A 14819-nucleotide genomic window follows, 5' to 3' on the forward strand; every position below is an offset into this window, starting at 1 on the left:
CATAATTTATACTTACATGTTACAAGGTGCCCTGAGCCATATTTATAAAGGCGCCTGTATTCATCGGAAGTAGATAGCGGCGCCTAATATTAAGATAATATAACAGTGACTATGGTTGATTAAAGCGAGTGATTAACTCTTCGCGAGATAATGAGAGTAGTAAACGAGTATATTCTTCGATAGGTTGCGTTAAAAGCGATGGAATAATGTTGATTAACTCAGCGTCAAGTGTACCGAAGCGCGCTTTAAGTAAATTCTCAATCACAATACGTTGACCTTGCTCGATACCTTGCTCGATACCTTGCTCGATACCTTGCTCGATACCACGTTCTAATCCTCGACGTTCGGTAGCTTCTTCCCACTCTGCATATGCTTTTGATACTATCATCATGAACTCCAAATCTTCATCGTTTTGTGGTTTTAATCCTATGGTAACTTTCCATGCTGATAATAGACGCAATGCTGCATTCCGTTGCTTGTCATTATTGGGCAAAGCAAGAATTTCGTCTATGGCTTCCCCTTGTACTGTTTGCCGACCAAAAAGTCTTAACCATCTTGTTTCCGCTCTTTTAGGCAGTAGGTTGACTGATACAAACCTTCTATGATCACCATCTGGGCTGAAGTATATACCATTAACCCAGCCATTACGAGATTGGGCGCCGTAATTATTAAGTAAGGTTTCTGATGCTGAAGGTGTAATTATCCATAACTTCGGCAGTTCTTCTTCAGTAACTTTCCTTTCATCGCGCTTTGCTTCACGTCTACATTCCTTACGAGTAGCAAGTAGCTTATATGAACAACTCTCGACTTCTTCATCTGTTGGTTGATTACGGAAAGGTTCTATTAGACACGGTGTTGAAGCTATACGACGCAATAGACCCAGAGATTTGGGTATTTTCTCTGGTTCTACTGTAGGTTTGAAGTATATGTCTACAAAAGTCGATTCGCCTGGTACTTCATCATTAATTTTAACTTGACCGTATGGACTCAGGAATTCTTCAAAGAACTGTTTTGAGAATTGGTCAAATGGATTTTTTGTCATTCTTATACCTGTATTGATTTTACATGTCATATGAACGCAGCAACAAAAAGGCGCCTACCTTAAGAAAGCGCTGTTTTTGAGTAGATGCTTTTTACACTTAATGTCCTTTGTCGAATAATTGTACTAACTATATCTTGTATTAATTGATATTTTCCTGTCTTCACAAAAAATTAATAAAACAAATCTACTGTGTAGTTGCGGCGCCTAGAACCGCGTGAACTGATGAAACTTTCAAAAGATAACTTGGATACTAGTGGTCTTGTGATTAAATCTGGTAGGCTCACGGTGTCTTACCTAACCAAATAGCTGATTCAATCCGTTGTTGATAGTTCTGTGGGCAAAGAGAAACTTCCTTTGTGTCCTTTGTGTTTTTGTGGTTCATTCTATATATTTGCTATGTAAATGATATGTCAGCTTGATACTTGATGGATAGATATTAAGATGTTGGGTTACGCGCGGACGCTCCACCCAACCTACAAAAATATGTTAAATCATGTGGTGGAAATTAGTGCATGAGTTTAAGGCTGTGAGAAATATAGGTGTACATAAATAAACTTATTGAGTTATCGCAGTCAGCTTTAATTTTAGCTAGGGAATTGAAAAAACCATTATCTGAGTCGAATGCTTTAGGCGCCCAAGCGTTAGCATATAAAGAGTTAGGAGAACAAGATAAAGCTATCACTATCTTAGAGGATGTTTGAAAAGTGTGCTTTCATGTCATGCTGAGGAACGAAGCATCTCGGTATATAGTTTCAAACCCTAGATTCTACCCTGCGGGAAAACTACGTTTACGTTCCGTAAGACTCCACTCGCTTGGGACAATTTATACCTTATCTGACTTTTCAAACAACCTCTTAGAGTAAGCGTTAAATATTGCGCGCAAAAACCGCTCACTTAACGAAGAAACAACTATTCTTAATCACCTTGCAGATATTTATATACGACAAGGAAACAATCGCAAGCTGATAGAAACGAATTTACGACAAGTAGAAATTAGTAAAGAGCAAAATGATATTCGGGGATTAGGATTTAGTTTACTGACTCTCGGCAGTAACTATAATGTGGTTGGTTTATATCCAAAAGCAATTGAATCATACCAACAAATTTTGGCAATAATTCCAAAGATTGATAATGCAAAGTTGCCTCCTTCTTTACAAGACTCTCCTCAACTATTAGAATTTAATGCTTTAATCGGTTTGAGTATTAGTTATGATAATCTAGGAGAAAATAATAAAGCTTTAGAATCAGCAGAACAAGCTTTAAAACGCGCGCAAGCTTTTGGTAAGCGTGATTTTGAAGTAGATGCACTGTTGAGATTAGCCTCATTATATAGTCTTAGTTATAAAAATTATTCAAAATCCGCCGAAATTAGTCAGCAAGCATTAACGATTGCAAGACAAATTAAAGAACCTAGTCTTGAAATAAAGGCATTACAGTCTTTAAGTGATGCTTACATTAAACAAGGAAATTACATCCAAGCAATAGATTCTGCAAATCAAATTTTAGTTAGTGCGAAAGACAAGGGGAATCCTAATTTTCAAAATACCGCATTAGGATTATTATATAAAATTTATAATCAACAAGGTAATTATCAAAAAGCTGCTGCAACCGCAGATTCAAGATTAGTACTTGCAAAACAATTAAAAATTCGCTACTATGAGATGGCTGCTTTGATTGATGTAAGTGAAAGTTATCTATCTTTGGGCGATACTACGAAAGCTTTAGAGGCTGCGAATCAATCTTTAGCGATTGCAGAAGAATCAAATAGTTCTGGTAGCAAAGCTATTGCCTTGTTAATTCTCGCGCGCGTTTATCAAAACCAAGGACAATATGAGCAAGCAATTCCATTAGTACAAAAGTCTTTAGAATTATCGCGTAATAGTAAAAACTATTATGGAGAAGTAACTGCTTTTTCTACACTCAGTAATATTCATACCGCAACCCAACGAAGCAATTAAATAGTACCGTCAAGCAATTAACCAGATAGAAAACGTGCGTCGTAACATCCAAGGACTACCACAAGAACTCCAATCATCTTATTTACTAGCTACGGTAGACTTTGATAAAGTTAAAAGGGCTGACATTTACCGTCACTATGCCAACATTATTACTAAAACTTGGACGTACCGCAGAAGCACAACAGGTATTAGAACTACTCAAATATCAAGAAGTTCAAGATTATTTGCGCGCGGGTAAAGGTGTTGATAGCACTCCGAAAAATCAAATTATTGCCCTTGGCAAAGAACTCAGCGACTTAGAAACCATTCCCCGTGACAAACGTAGTAGTACACAGCAACAGCGCATTATCGAACTGCGAAAAACTCAAGAAAAACTGCTTCAAGAATATGGAGAATTTTTTAAAAACCCAGAAGTCATAAAACGTATTGAAGAACTACGTCAAATTACTGGAGGAGAAAACTTTGACCCGTAAAAACAAGCAAGACGCTTCTTTCGCAACGGGCTTTAATCTGCTGAAAAAATTAAATAACCAACAGAAGTGCTGCATAACCTGCTGCACCCAAAGCAAAAGCCCAAAAACGGCTTTCTCGCTCTTGAGGTAATTCCTCTTTTAATACATTCAGAACAATTCCACCTGCTAAAAAAGAAAATAATACAGCAATTGCAGCCTCATCTAGTTGTGTACGGGTGCCAAGTACCCAACCGACAATAATTGCTGCTGCTAAAATCCAACGGCCAACCCGGTCATATATATGCTGATGGTGTTCACGCAAGCCATAATCATTTACAATAAAATGAGTTGCCATTGCTAAACTAAATACTAATAAACTAACAATACCTACTTTTTCTCGATGAAGTAATAAGTAACCAATTAAAGCATTGTAAAAACCAAACGAAACCATATGCAGCCAAAATACATTTAAACTAGTTGCATCACCTTTACCAATTTGTTTACGATGCAAGCGAGTAATGAGCGCTATTCGTTCTAATCCATAAAACACAGTTAGTCCTACTAATGCAATCAAGTAAACATGGTGTTCTACAAACGGAATTACTCCTTCTCCTACTTCCTTCAGCACGGCTTGATGTTTGCTTAATTCGGGTAAGATATGTACAAAAATGTAAGCAGAAGAAACACCTCCTGCTGCGGAAAGCCAACGACTTCGAGGAATATTTATAAATCTTAATTTTCCAGAAAATAGGTGTGTAAGTGCTAGACAAATTACAACTAATCCTGATAGAACAAAGTTATTATAATTAGGTGCAGACATTTTTGTAATTTGTACTAGTATCTAATCAAAGCAAATCATTGTGGCTTACAGATGAAAGTATATATTTTACCTGTAAGCCAAATTTTATGCTAGATTTTTCTTTCATCTATTGGACGACCATCTGTATCAATATCAAGTTCTTCGCGTCGAACTGTCTCTTTTGACTCAACTGTATCGCGGTCTACAACTTTCTTGACTCGGACTTCTTCTCGCACAACAGCTTCTTTGTGGATATCTGGTGTTTCTTCGTAAAGCTCCATTCTAGCAACTTCACCTTCACGAAAGGCGCCAGTCGGGTTACTAGTTGTAGTGCTTGAAGGATTAGTACGCTCAATTACTACTCGTTCTTTCTCAATAGGTATAGCTACACGAGCAGTATCAGTTTCTACGTGTTTACCAATAGAGACTTCCCCTGCTTTACGACGTTGTTTGTTAGCAACTAATCGCTCTTCATAAAGTTTCAGGGTTTGATTATCCTGTTCATCGACATCATATAATGACGGTTCTTGCTCGTAATTATAAGTGCTTCGGTCGTAATCAGTAGTACTTTGAGTCATTCCAGAAGTAGCAGCCATCGGACGATATATACCGCGAACTTGCTCTTCATAGTCGTAATCAACTTTTTCTAATTCATCGAAGTTAGGTAAATTTTCAACTTGCTCTTTAGTCAGACCAGATGCGTACACCTCTTTGTCTCCATAGTCAACACGTGCGCGACCGATAGGAAGCAAGACTTTTTTACCAAAAATCCAAAATCCGGTATCTACTACTAAATAGCGTAAACGACCTGTATCTTCATCAACTAAAATATCGGACACTTTACCAACTTTTTCACGTCCTTCTGCGTAAACATCGAAGTTCTCAACATACTCTAAATCAGAATATTCTTCGTTGTAAGTGGGGTAAAAATCGTTAACTTTTACAAGTGCCATTCAAATCAACTCCTATTTGTTGTGTTTGATTTTCTTTTCGACAACCATTTAACTTATATTTAATTTAAAATTTTGTTGAAAATATAACCTCTATCAAATGATATAAAATTATTTTTTTGTTTATTTTTTTGTTTAATATTTATAAACTTAATTACTCTAACTATAAGAAATAATTATATTGAGTGAAAAAAGATACTATTTATATCTTGCATACGTAAAATGTTTGCAGAATAAACGTTTTTGCTAGCTACGCATATCAAATCATAATTGTTATTACTACAATGAACATTAAACTTCCTAGACTCCTTATAATCATCATTATTCCTTCTAACTGCATTAAATATAAATGTTCCAATTAAATAACAGCCGAATAGTAATAGTATTGCAACAATTACTTTGATAAAAATATTACTAGGACGTTGATTTCTATTCATTTTTTTTTAACTTACTTATTAATAAATTTAAAATATCTTTATGTCAAAGCCGGAATAACTTTTTCGCCAAAAACCTCGATAAACTGCTGCTGCCCTCTGTTGACATTGTGTAGAATTAGTTCATCAAATCCCAACTCAATATCTTTTTGTAGCCACTCGATATGCTGCTGTGGGTTTGCGGAAATACGAACATGTTCATGTAATTCTTCCGGTTGTACAAACATTCCAGCTGCATCAAATTGCTGGGGAGTTTGTAATTGAGTCATCAAAATATTTTTAAAAATGTTATTGCGCCACTGTTGATATGCTTTTTGTAATGCACTATCTTCATCGCGGTCATAAGAAAGCTGTACTTTTAAAATCATTGGTTTGCCTTCTCCACCACCCCGACGAAAAGCATCAACAACTGTTTTCAGTTTTTCTGGTGGACGAGAAATAGTAATTAACCCTTCAGCCCAACTACCTAACCATTCCGCAGTTTCAGGAGTAATAGCGGCGCCAATAATTGGGGGTATGATTTCTGGACGAGTATAAAGTTTTGCTTATTCAACACATACTTTACCTTTATTTCCACCGCTTTCTCCGTAGTAAAACTCACAACCCCACATTGCTTTGAAATTTGGAGCCATACAGTTATGGCGGGCAATTTCCACCATTCCACAAGTAATTAGGTAAAATTCAAGTTCTACCTTTGGATTGAGTTCATGTGTACGTTGTCTTAGGTGGTCAAACATATCAGTTACACCATCAAAGGGAGCTAGCTCTTGACCAAACTTAGCAATATATTCCTGTGTAATTTTATTGTCTTGTCGCTTTGATTCTTGAATCAAGGCATAAAACCGAGCCAGAATTTTATCCCACCCTTTATCAATTAAAGGTTTTATTTTTTCTTGACGAAATTTAAGAGGGTCAATACCTAAGCTTGATAATAAAGCATCAACGGTATCTTGTACCAAGGTATCATCGAAATCAAATACTACGGCGATACGGTTAGAAAAAGGTTTTGTTACAACTGTCATATTAATATCTTATAAACTACGGTATCAAGGCAAAAACGTACTTAAGTACTATATCTATCAGGCGCCATTATCAAAACTAACCAGTAACATTAACCTGATAGTTACGATTTTCCCAATGGTTCGCTTCAATCCAGAAAAAAGTAAACTTGATAGGATGTTTTTGATTCGCTTCAATATCAATATCTACAAAGTGAATATCAAGCGTCGTTGCCGTTGAATTAGTTTCATTCGCTGTTTGCCAATCTGAAATTGACCAATGTAAGCGAAAAGGAGTGTTGGCTTGAATTCGCAGTGTGTATCCTGCTTTAAGAGCGTTAATTTGACGGTTGAATTTCCAGATTTCGAGAAATTTAGTTTGTTTACCTCCATTTTGATACCGCTGTGCAACTTCTGGTATCCATTCAAATACTCGCCCATCTTTAGCTGACCGTAGCAGCATAATATACTCAGCATGTGCCCATGCTAAAGGCATTGCCGAGCCAGTTGGTTTTCCTAGATACAAATGAGCTTCAGGAAGGTCTTGTTCATCCCAAATTTGTTCGGGCAATAATCCTGTATCAGAAGCAAAAGCCTCCATTGCTTGAATAAAAGGTTGCACGTCATGTCCTGCGGCTAACTCGTAATGTCCCCGCTCTCCTGTTAAAAGTGGCCACGCTCGTCCTTTGCCATAACTAACAAAAGGACTGCCATCTTCTTGTTGCCCGTAACCATCGTGGTTATAACGATGCCAACAGTAACCATAGGGTGTATCTACTTTTAGCACCGCATCCACAACTTTTAAAGAATCAACGATTAGGGGGTCGTGAGGAGAGCGAACTCCATACCGTACTAATTCCAAAAAGCCTGCATCAACAATTTCTTTTGCTAGAAATTGTGATTTTTCTCCTTCTGGATAGTTGGCAATGGCTAGCATCCCTTGATTTGGGTCTTCATTTGGTTGAGGGTCATGAATATCTACAGGATTAATGCGGATATAGTGGCGTTTAATTTCAGGAACTAAGCTTCCCTCGGTCGTTACTGTCCAAGTTTCTAAGTGACTTTCTAAGAAATCAGCATATTCTTCAATAAACTGGGCTGTTGAATTATCCCCTCTAGAGCGCGCATATGTTGCCGCACAAATCAAAGCTGCAATTTGAGATGCAAGAGTCGATGGAGAATAACCGCTGGCTTCTTCCCATCTTTCCTGTTGCGTTGCTGGACCATGATGAATTAAAAACTTAGCTGCCCTCATTACCATTGGATAAGGGTCAAACTGCCGCAAAGCTTTCTCTCGATAAAGGCGCCACACAAGCAGAATTGGGAACGCCACTTGGTCAAGTTGAATTCCTGTCCAATAAGGTTCACCATTTATCCAACAGTTCTGAGCAAATCCACCATCCGCCTGTTGGCTAGCAGCAATATAAATCAACGCTTCCAACGCAGTTGTCGAATGTCCAGCAGCTAGTAGCGCTGTCACACTATTTACCATATCGCGGAACCAAACTAAGTGATAACCGCCCTGCTGTTGGTCGCTATGTGCTTCACCCCAAGGAATTGACAATGAAGCAATCATGGCGCCTGGGTATATTTTGTCTTCGTGTGCCAATAACAAACTAAAACTACTATTGTATAAATTACCACCATCACACGAGACTTTTTCAAGTGGTAGAAAATTTTCACAAGCGCGTTGCCACTGTTCGATGTAACGTGCCTTATGTTTCTCAAAACTCACATCTAGTGATAGTAAAAGGGTTGTCACTGCGTCATGAAGACGACTGGCGAATGCTACTCCCAAGGTAAATTCCTGATGCTCTTCTATATTGATTTCCCCAGTTAGGGCAACATTTCCTGCTTCTGCCTCAATATATTCCCAGTCCATCTGAAAATTATCCGCCAAATCTGTCCAACCGTCACTTATTCCGACATAGCCGCAAGAAAGGCGAGTAAAGGGAACGGTTGCAGCCATTGCCAGCCAATTATTATCTTGATGGGCAGTTAAAATTTTGACTCCTGCTACTTCTACAACTTTGGCGTTGTCATTCCAACCACCAATACCCATGTGCGGCGAACATAGCGCGTAAAGTCGGAGTTTTGACAGTATCTCTTTATCACCAGCAACGCGCGTGTGTTGAAGAATGCATGAATCTCGCGGGTCGGTAATTATCTCCTTAGTAATTGTATAACGTCCTTCTGGATCCGAGTTAGTAATCTTGTATCCTAGAACATGTGGCGAGATTTGTTCTGTTTTGGTATGTAAATGGCGCCGTTCTTCATGCAAAAAGCTAGAACCATCAGTAATTAAATATTGCAAGTCCCGAATTTGGGGACAGTCAATTGTCGGATAATAAACTTCATTAAGAATACCGTTGGAGAGAGTAAACCAAACTCGACTGGAAATAGCGTAAGCAGTTCCCACTCCGTTTTTATTACCTTGAGTCCAACGGGGTTCTATTCCTGGTTTTCCAAAAGCTATGCTTTGATGTTGCTGTGTCATTTTTGCTTGTAAGAAATATCTTTTGCTTTAACTTCAACTTCCACATTTAGCCAATTATGCCCAGCAGTTGCAATAGATAGATAATTGCAAATACACCAAAGAATATTCCAGCAATCAATGTACCACCAAAGACAATTTTCGATGGTCGCAATTCTTTGGGCAACATCTTGTGATTTAAGTAAAGAGTCAAAGCAGTAACAATCGGAATGTGGGCAGCTTCAATTCCACCTGCGGTTTGCAGTAAGGCGACTGGTTCGCCAAAAAATAGATAAATTGCAATCGGTAGCACAGCTAACAACACAATAATAAAAAATTTTTGCAAAAACTTCTCATTTGTCCAGCGACTGTTTCTGACACCAAATCCTTGCAGTAATATTTGCGTACCATCAGCAAACATCCGTCCAAAACCATCTTCTACCGAGAGTACAGTGCTACAGAAAGTAATAAAAACGATTGCAATCATAAACCAAAAGCCAAACGAACCCCAAAGGTCGCCCAGCAATGAACCCAAGGTTTCTGCTACTTGATTTTCTTTTGGTACAAGTCCTTGAGGACGTAACAACTCACCACCGAGAATTAAAAAAGACAGTGCTGCTAATAACGCGCCTACCACTGCTAAAGTATTGGATATGGTCATCAAATTCAGCCAACCGCGCAACTTATTTTTTTCCTCATGGTTAAGTTGTTTTGGGTCTATGCTCTCTTTTCCTTCTACACTCGCGGCGCCGTAACCTCTAGCTTCTACCCAGTAAGAATACCACATTAACCCAGCAGCACCTGCCAACATAAAACCTAGCCAAGGTAGTATTTCTTGATACTGCACATTTTGAGGAATTTGCGGTACTAACCCTGCTGCTAATTGGCGAACTTTGGGAAAAACAAAAATAGCTGCGCTTACCACTGCTATTGTGCGGGCAATTCCTACATAAGAAGAAATTTTTTCGACTACGCTATATTGTCCAAGCAGTACAATTGCTGCGGTGACAACGATAATAATCACCGTCCATAGTTGCACTGTTCCCCCAGTAACCAAAATCAAAGCCGTAGCAGCGGCGCCTGAAAGCCCAGCAACTGTAGAAATTGCTACGACAACTTGCGGCAATAGGATTACCCAGATTGCCCAATTTTTAGGACCGGGAAGTTGCTTGAAACCTTGTAAGATGGTGGCGCCAGTACAAACTGAAAAGCGACCGACTTCACCGTTAATAAACCATTTGAGAATAACAGCTGCAAGTAGTGCCCATAACAAGCTATAACCATAGAGTGCAGCAATTCGTGGTGTAAATAATAACTCTCCAGAACCTGCAGCCGAAAGCATCCATAAAAAGCTTGGACCCAGCCATTTCAAGTTTTCCCGACCATGTGGTGAATCAGGTATACTTATTGCGTTTTGTTCTTGCTGTTTGTTAATAATCTCTGTTGGTAAATCGTAGTCGCTTCTATTATTCATTTTTTGCTATCTCGTACAGAATAATACTGGTTGTCTAATTTTTTGAGATGGCGCCTGTTATAAAATGTAGAACTCCTAAAATTAACTTTTTCTTCTGTAAATTCTACTTTCTGCTAAACGTTGAGAATAAGACTTCAAAGATGGGTGGTCTTTCTCATTAATTTCATACAGCGAAGGGTCATTCTCATATCTGTAAGTGTTTCGGTCAAACGGGAGATTCCCTGATCCTGGAATATTAATTGTCCTTTCATTTGTATGGGGAACCGATAGTGCTGCAACTTCATTCAAAGCCATTGGCCCATAAGGAACAGTCGGTGCAATTGGATTCCCTAATGGGTCTACAGTATAAATCGGGTCAAAACTAGTGCTGTCTCGATAACCCGTTCTCACTCGCTCTTCGTAATCATGATCAATCTTTAATTCTTCACTAAACTCTGGCAAATGTTCTGCCTGCTCTTTTGTTAGACCTTTAGTATAAATCCGCTGTTGGGAGTAATCAATGCGAGAGCGACCGATAGGCAATAAAACTTGCTTACCAAAAATCCAAAAACCCAAATCTACAATTAGATATCGAAAGCTACCGTCATGCTCATCAACTAATATGTCTTTAACGGCGCCGATTTTTTCATCTGTAATATCCGAATAAACATTGAGATTAATAATATTACTATCACCGGAAAAAATTTGGTTATAATCCGAATTAAAATCCTCTATCTTTAACAAAGCCATAATATATTCCTAAATTTGAACGAGTTTGTAAAAAGAGAAAAACACTGTAATCCAAATTATAATATTTAATTCAGGTCTAAACATTTATCCAGTTACCTTCCCTTGGATGTTAAGCTTAAATAGTGGAAAACTCGTGGATAGGAGTTATTTTTTTTATAGATTAATACTATAGATAGACCGATTTGAGTAAATTTATAACTACCATTGAACAGTAACTCATCCAATCGACGCAAGGATGAAGCTAATATTATATGCCATTAGTTAGAGGGAAGAGATGATAATGATTTTTTAAGATGAACACAATAAAATGTTAAAAGTACGACCAAAAATCTTGACCTAGTGTACTAGTTGGACTATTAAAGCATACCGAAGTATAAAAATAATCAGTATATATGCTTTGCCGATGCCTTTTCATTATAAATACGGTCTCCGCGTACAGAAGCGTAACTCACATCTTGCACCAGGCTTAGAAACCGGGCTTCTTGACAAATTTTGCTATAAAATTCTAATTTATCGTAAAGAAGCCCGGTTTCTTTTGATTTGTTGAGAATGCTGCATTCCGGTGAGGTAATATTGATTAGCTTGAAAATTAGATAGGAATATTTTCCTTTTGTTTCGCGTAAACCAATCACTTTTTTCTTACTTCTTGAACTTGGCTAATTTCAAATATAAGAGTCAAAGGTTGACCCATTTCTTTTTGCACAAAATCTTCTAATAACCCAACTTGCTTGGGAGTCACAGGTACTTTTGTCCGTACAGTCAATCTGGCTTGCGGTGGATTTGTTAACCAATTGATATTGGTTTTAAGTAGTTCCAATCGCTGAAATGTAATTGTTTTGGTCAGCAGTGCATTCTTGAGACTAGTTTCTAAATTTGTTTGTTGAATTAATTGGGCAAAGCTAACACTCAGAGGCAGCAGTAAAATACTGGTAAGTAATAATGTCCAAAATAGCGCAGTACCTGCTCGTTTTATAGGAGAATAGCCCATAATCAAAAACGTCAGCATACAAGCGAGTGTAATACCCAAGAGGTTAGTAAGGTAAAGAATAGCTGCTCCCTTACTAAGCGACCAATTTGCTTGGGCTAGCCCTAAACCGATAACACAAATAGGTGGCATTAGTGCGACTGCTATAGCAGTTCCCACCAAACTACCAGAAATTTCGGGCTTTACCTTAGCATAACCACTAATGCTACCTGCTGTCAGTGCAATTGCTAAATCTAGCAGGGTGGGTTTAGAACGAGATAGCACTTCAGTGTCAAAAGCGGAAATTTTGACTAGTAACTCTAGATTATAAGCTAACCCAATCGATAGTAAAGTTCCAAGTACAATAGCTATTAGCCCTCTGCGAAAGAGTATGATATTACCCGTAAGGGCGCCTAGGGCAAGTCCCCTGATTGGCAGCATCAGAGGTGCAATTACCATAGCTCCGATAATAACGGCAGCACTATTAGTAATTAAGCCAAGGGTTGCGATAGTACAAGAACCAATTGTTAAAATCAGGTAAGCCAGTGAGGGTGTGGATTCTTCTAACAACTCGGTTTGCAATTGCTCTAATTCAATTGCTTCAACTCTTTGGTGCAGAAAATTTTCAATCAGTTTGCTAGTACTGTTAATCATTGGTCAGTTCTAAGATTTTCACTTTACTGCTGAATTTAGCTATGAATAAAAATGTAGAGACCGAATTAATACGGTCTCTACAAGGTTTTCACATCCCATTCATAGATGAAATAATTACGAACGGTCTAGCAGTTTCGACATTATTAATGCTTTGAGAATACTGAGTCACCTCCTGCCAGAGTTCCCTAGGGTCTACACGGTTGCTGATTTGTATAGTCACAACAACCGCAGTAATGATAAGGGCTATCACTGCGGTAACTTTCAATATTTTGACTAGAATGGTGAATAATAACCAACCGACAAACGCAGCAAAAAGATGAACATACATAAATAAAGATTCCTTAAATGTAGTAAATCATCAGAAGGCATGAAGAATACGTTAAAATCTTTATGCCTTTTATCTTTTACTTACTATCTTCTTTCTAACGCCGATGGGTATACAGATTGAGCGATTAGCACTGGTCTATTTTTATACTCTACTTCCAACTGTCTTTTAAAACCAGTATCCCAATTGAAACCAAATTCTCTTTCAATATCCGCAATAACTAAGGGGCGTAACACACCAGTAACAACAACTCTTTCATCTGCTCGAATAGGTACTTTTGGATTTGGATTTACCACTAACAAGTCTTGCCCGCCAAGTAATTTATCTTCATCAAGGGTAAATGAATTCTGTCCGACGATTTTCTCGACTTCTGCTGGGACGGCAATAACCTTGTTATAGTATGCACTTGGATTACTGCTGATTTCCCCTGGTTTCGGTGCTAAAGCAATTGATTGTGCAATAATCGCTGGCTTATTTTCATATTCCACTAACAAAGTCGGGTCTAAGTCCAAACCATACTGTCTCTCAATGTCAGCGACTACAAGGTTAGCGACTGGGCCTGTGATTTGTAAATCAATGTTCTCTGGTAACGGCGCCACACTTCCTGTAGCATTTACAACTAAAATTGGTTCACTACCAAAAAATTGTTGGTCACTAACGGTGAATGTAGTCGGGCTAATTTTTCTCACAGGTTGGCTTCTGATCGTAACAGTTTTACCAACAAGCTGGACTGTATTGTCAGCTACTTCCTGTGCTGTTACGTTATTTTCTCCTTCAGTGCGTCTTGCTTCTAGATTGTTGGTGCAAGCAGCACCCAAAAACATTGTCGTTAATGCAAGCATAATAGTTCCAATTTGAAAGGGTCTGCGGCATTCACGCGCGCGCTTGCCACTCAAATTAGTAATCAATTGATGTATCATGAGTTCCTCCGTTAAAAACTATGAAGTAATTGGTTTAATTGTTTAGCTATTCATCAAGTTATTACATCAAACGTTGCTGGAAATAACTTAAAGGATATATATATAGTAAACCTAATGTATTAAGGTGTACTGAAGTCGTAAAAAAATAGATGATTATTTATTTTTGAACATTAACTAAATTTAAAAAAAACAATTAATGTTCTTTAAAAATAAACGCACTTTATAATGTATATCTCAATAGTGGAAATTTGGTGGAAAAGTTATATCACACATTAAATCACTACTTAAGAGGTAATTTAACTGCGCTGAAAGTAATAACTTAAGCGCAACGTAGTTTTTTAACCTCAGTTATGGAAATATTTAATAGGCTCAAAAGCTTCTTCTAGTTCCTGTTAATTTGAAACTCGAATCTGTAACTATAAATTGGCAATCCTTCGATAACGAGCTTGTATTACAGAATAGATACCGTAAGCAATTAAACCCAAGGCTACTACACCTAAAATCCAAGAACCAAACGGTTGTTGTGCCAGGACAGCCAATGTACCGCCTAAACCTCTAGCTTCACTACCATCAACTTGAATAGCTGCTAAAACTAAAAAAATGCCGATGATACCAAAAACAAAGCCACGAGCAGCAATTCCAAATCT

At 38.0% G+C, this 14819-nt stretch carries 13 protein-coding genes and 2 pseudogenes; 3 read left to right on the plus strand and 12 right to left on the minus strand.

All coding sequences use genetic code 11. From position 1 onward, the window contains the following. Nucleotides 1-109 precede the first annotated feature (109 nt). Nucleotides 110-1042 carry an RpnC/YadD family protein gene (locus tag DSM106972_RS41335; protein ID WP_127086161.1) on the minus strand — a complete coding sequence of 311 codons (933 nt, stop codon included), beginning with the start codon at nt 1040-1042 and terminating at the stop codon, nt 110-112. 539 nt (nt 1043-1581) lie between these two features. Here DSM106972_RS41335 and DSM106972_RS51810 point away from each other — a divergent pair. The 3 genes from DSM106972_RS51810 (at nt 1582) to DSM106972_RS41350 (ending at nt 3473) form a co-directional block, all read left to right on the plus strand. Beyond that, nucleotides 1582-1743 (plus strand): hypothetical protein, encoded by a 162-nt coding sequence (locus DSM106972_RS51810; RefSeq protein ID WP_158632963.1) that lies wholly within the window; start codon nt 1582-1584, stop codon nt 1741-1743. Between the two features lie 360 nt (nt 1744-2103). After that, nucleotides 2104-3000 carry a tetratricopeptide repeat protein gene (locus DSM106972_RS41345; RefSeq protein ID WP_127086162.1) on the plus strand — a complete coding sequence of 299 codons (897 nt, stop codon included), beginning with the start codon at nt 2104-2106 and terminating at the stop codon, nt 2998-3000. A gap of 137 nt (nt 3001-3137) precedes the next feature. After that, nucleotides 3138-3473, plus strand: coding sequence for a hypothetical protein (locus tag DSM106972_RS41350; RefSeq protein WP_127086163.1), 336 nt, complete (start codon nt 3138-3140; stop codon nt 3471-3473). 49 nt (nt 3474-3522) lie between these two features. On the opposite strand, the gene DSM106972_RS41355 is transcribed toward DSM106972_RS41350, so the two are convergent. The 11 genes and pseudogenes from DSM106972_RS41355 to DSM106972_RS41400 all read right to left on the minus strand — a co-directional run. Continuing rightward, entirely contained in the window at nt 3523-4272 is a 750-nt protein-coding gene (locus DSM106972_RS41355; protein ID WP_127086164.1) for a hypothetical protein, read from the minus strand. A gap of 89 nt (nt 4273-4361) precedes the next feature. Then, the gene (locus DSM106972_RS41360; protein WP_127086165.1) at nt 4362-5204 is read right to left on the minus strand and encodes a DUF2382 domain-containing protein; all 843 of its coding nucleotides are present in this window, start codon (nt 5202-5204) and stop codon (nt 4362-4364) included. Between the two features lie 472 nt (nt 5205-5676). Next, nucleotides 5677-6201 (minus strand): annotated as a pseudogene (locus DSM106972_RS56045) (LLM class flavin-dependent oxidoreductase); the annotation flags it as partial. Between the two features lie 147 nt (nt 6202-6348). Next, nucleotides 6349-6657: pseudogene (locus DSM106972_RS56050) on the minus strand (HAD family hydrolase); the annotation flags it as partial. 76 nt (nt 6658-6733) lie between these two features. Then, nucleotides 6734-9130: a glycoside hydrolase family 15 protein gene (locus DSM106972_RS41370; protein WP_127086166.1), complete on the minus strand. Its 2397-nt coding sequence runs from the start codon at nt 9128-9130 to the stop codon at nt 6734-6736. A 46-nt stretch (nt 9131-9176) separates the two neighbouring features. Next, nucleotides 9177-10580, minus strand: coding sequence for an Nramp family divalent metal transporter (locus tag DSM106972_RS41375; RefSeq protein ID WP_127086167.1), 1404 nt, complete (start codon nt 10578-10580; stop codon nt 9177-9179). 81 nt (nt 10581-10661) lie between these two features. Continuing rightward, nucleotides 10662-11309, minus strand: a complete 648-nt coding sequence (locus DSM106972_RS41380) for a PRC-barrel domain-containing protein (protein ID WP_127086168.1) — start codon at nt 11307-11309, stop codon at nt 10662-10664. A 628-nt stretch (nt 11310-11937) separates the two neighbouring features. Further along, complete coding sequence (locus DSM106972_RS41385) at nt 11938-12927, minus strand: DUF389 domain-containing protein (RefSeq protein ID WP_127086169.1); 990 nt, start codon at nt 12925-12927, stop codon at nt 11938-11940. 88 nt (nt 12928-13015) lie between these two features. Then, nucleotides 13016-13255 (minus strand): hypothetical protein, encoded by a 240-nt coding sequence (locus DSM106972_RS41390; protein ID WP_127086170.1) that lies wholly within the window; start codon nt 13253-13255, stop codon nt 13016-13018. 83 nt (nt 13256-13338) lie between these two features. After that, nucleotides 13339-14172 (minus strand): hypothetical protein, encoded by an 834-nt coding sequence (locus DSM106972_RS41395; protein ID WP_127086171.1) that lies wholly within the window; start codon nt 14170-14172, stop codon nt 13339-13341. A gap of 416 nt (nt 14173-14588) precedes the next feature. Beyond that, a partial coding sequence (locus tag DSM106972_RS41400; RefSeq protein WP_148129269.1) for a DUF1206 domain-containing protein occupies nt 14589-14819 on the minus strand: 231 nt, incomplete at its 5' end.

This window comes from Dulcicalothrix desertica PCC 7102, from assembly GCF_003991905.1.
Taxonomy (GTDB): domain Bacteria; phylum Cyanobacteriota; class Cyanobacteriia; order Cyanobacteriales; family Nostocaceae; genus Dulcicalothrix; species Dulcicalothrix desertica.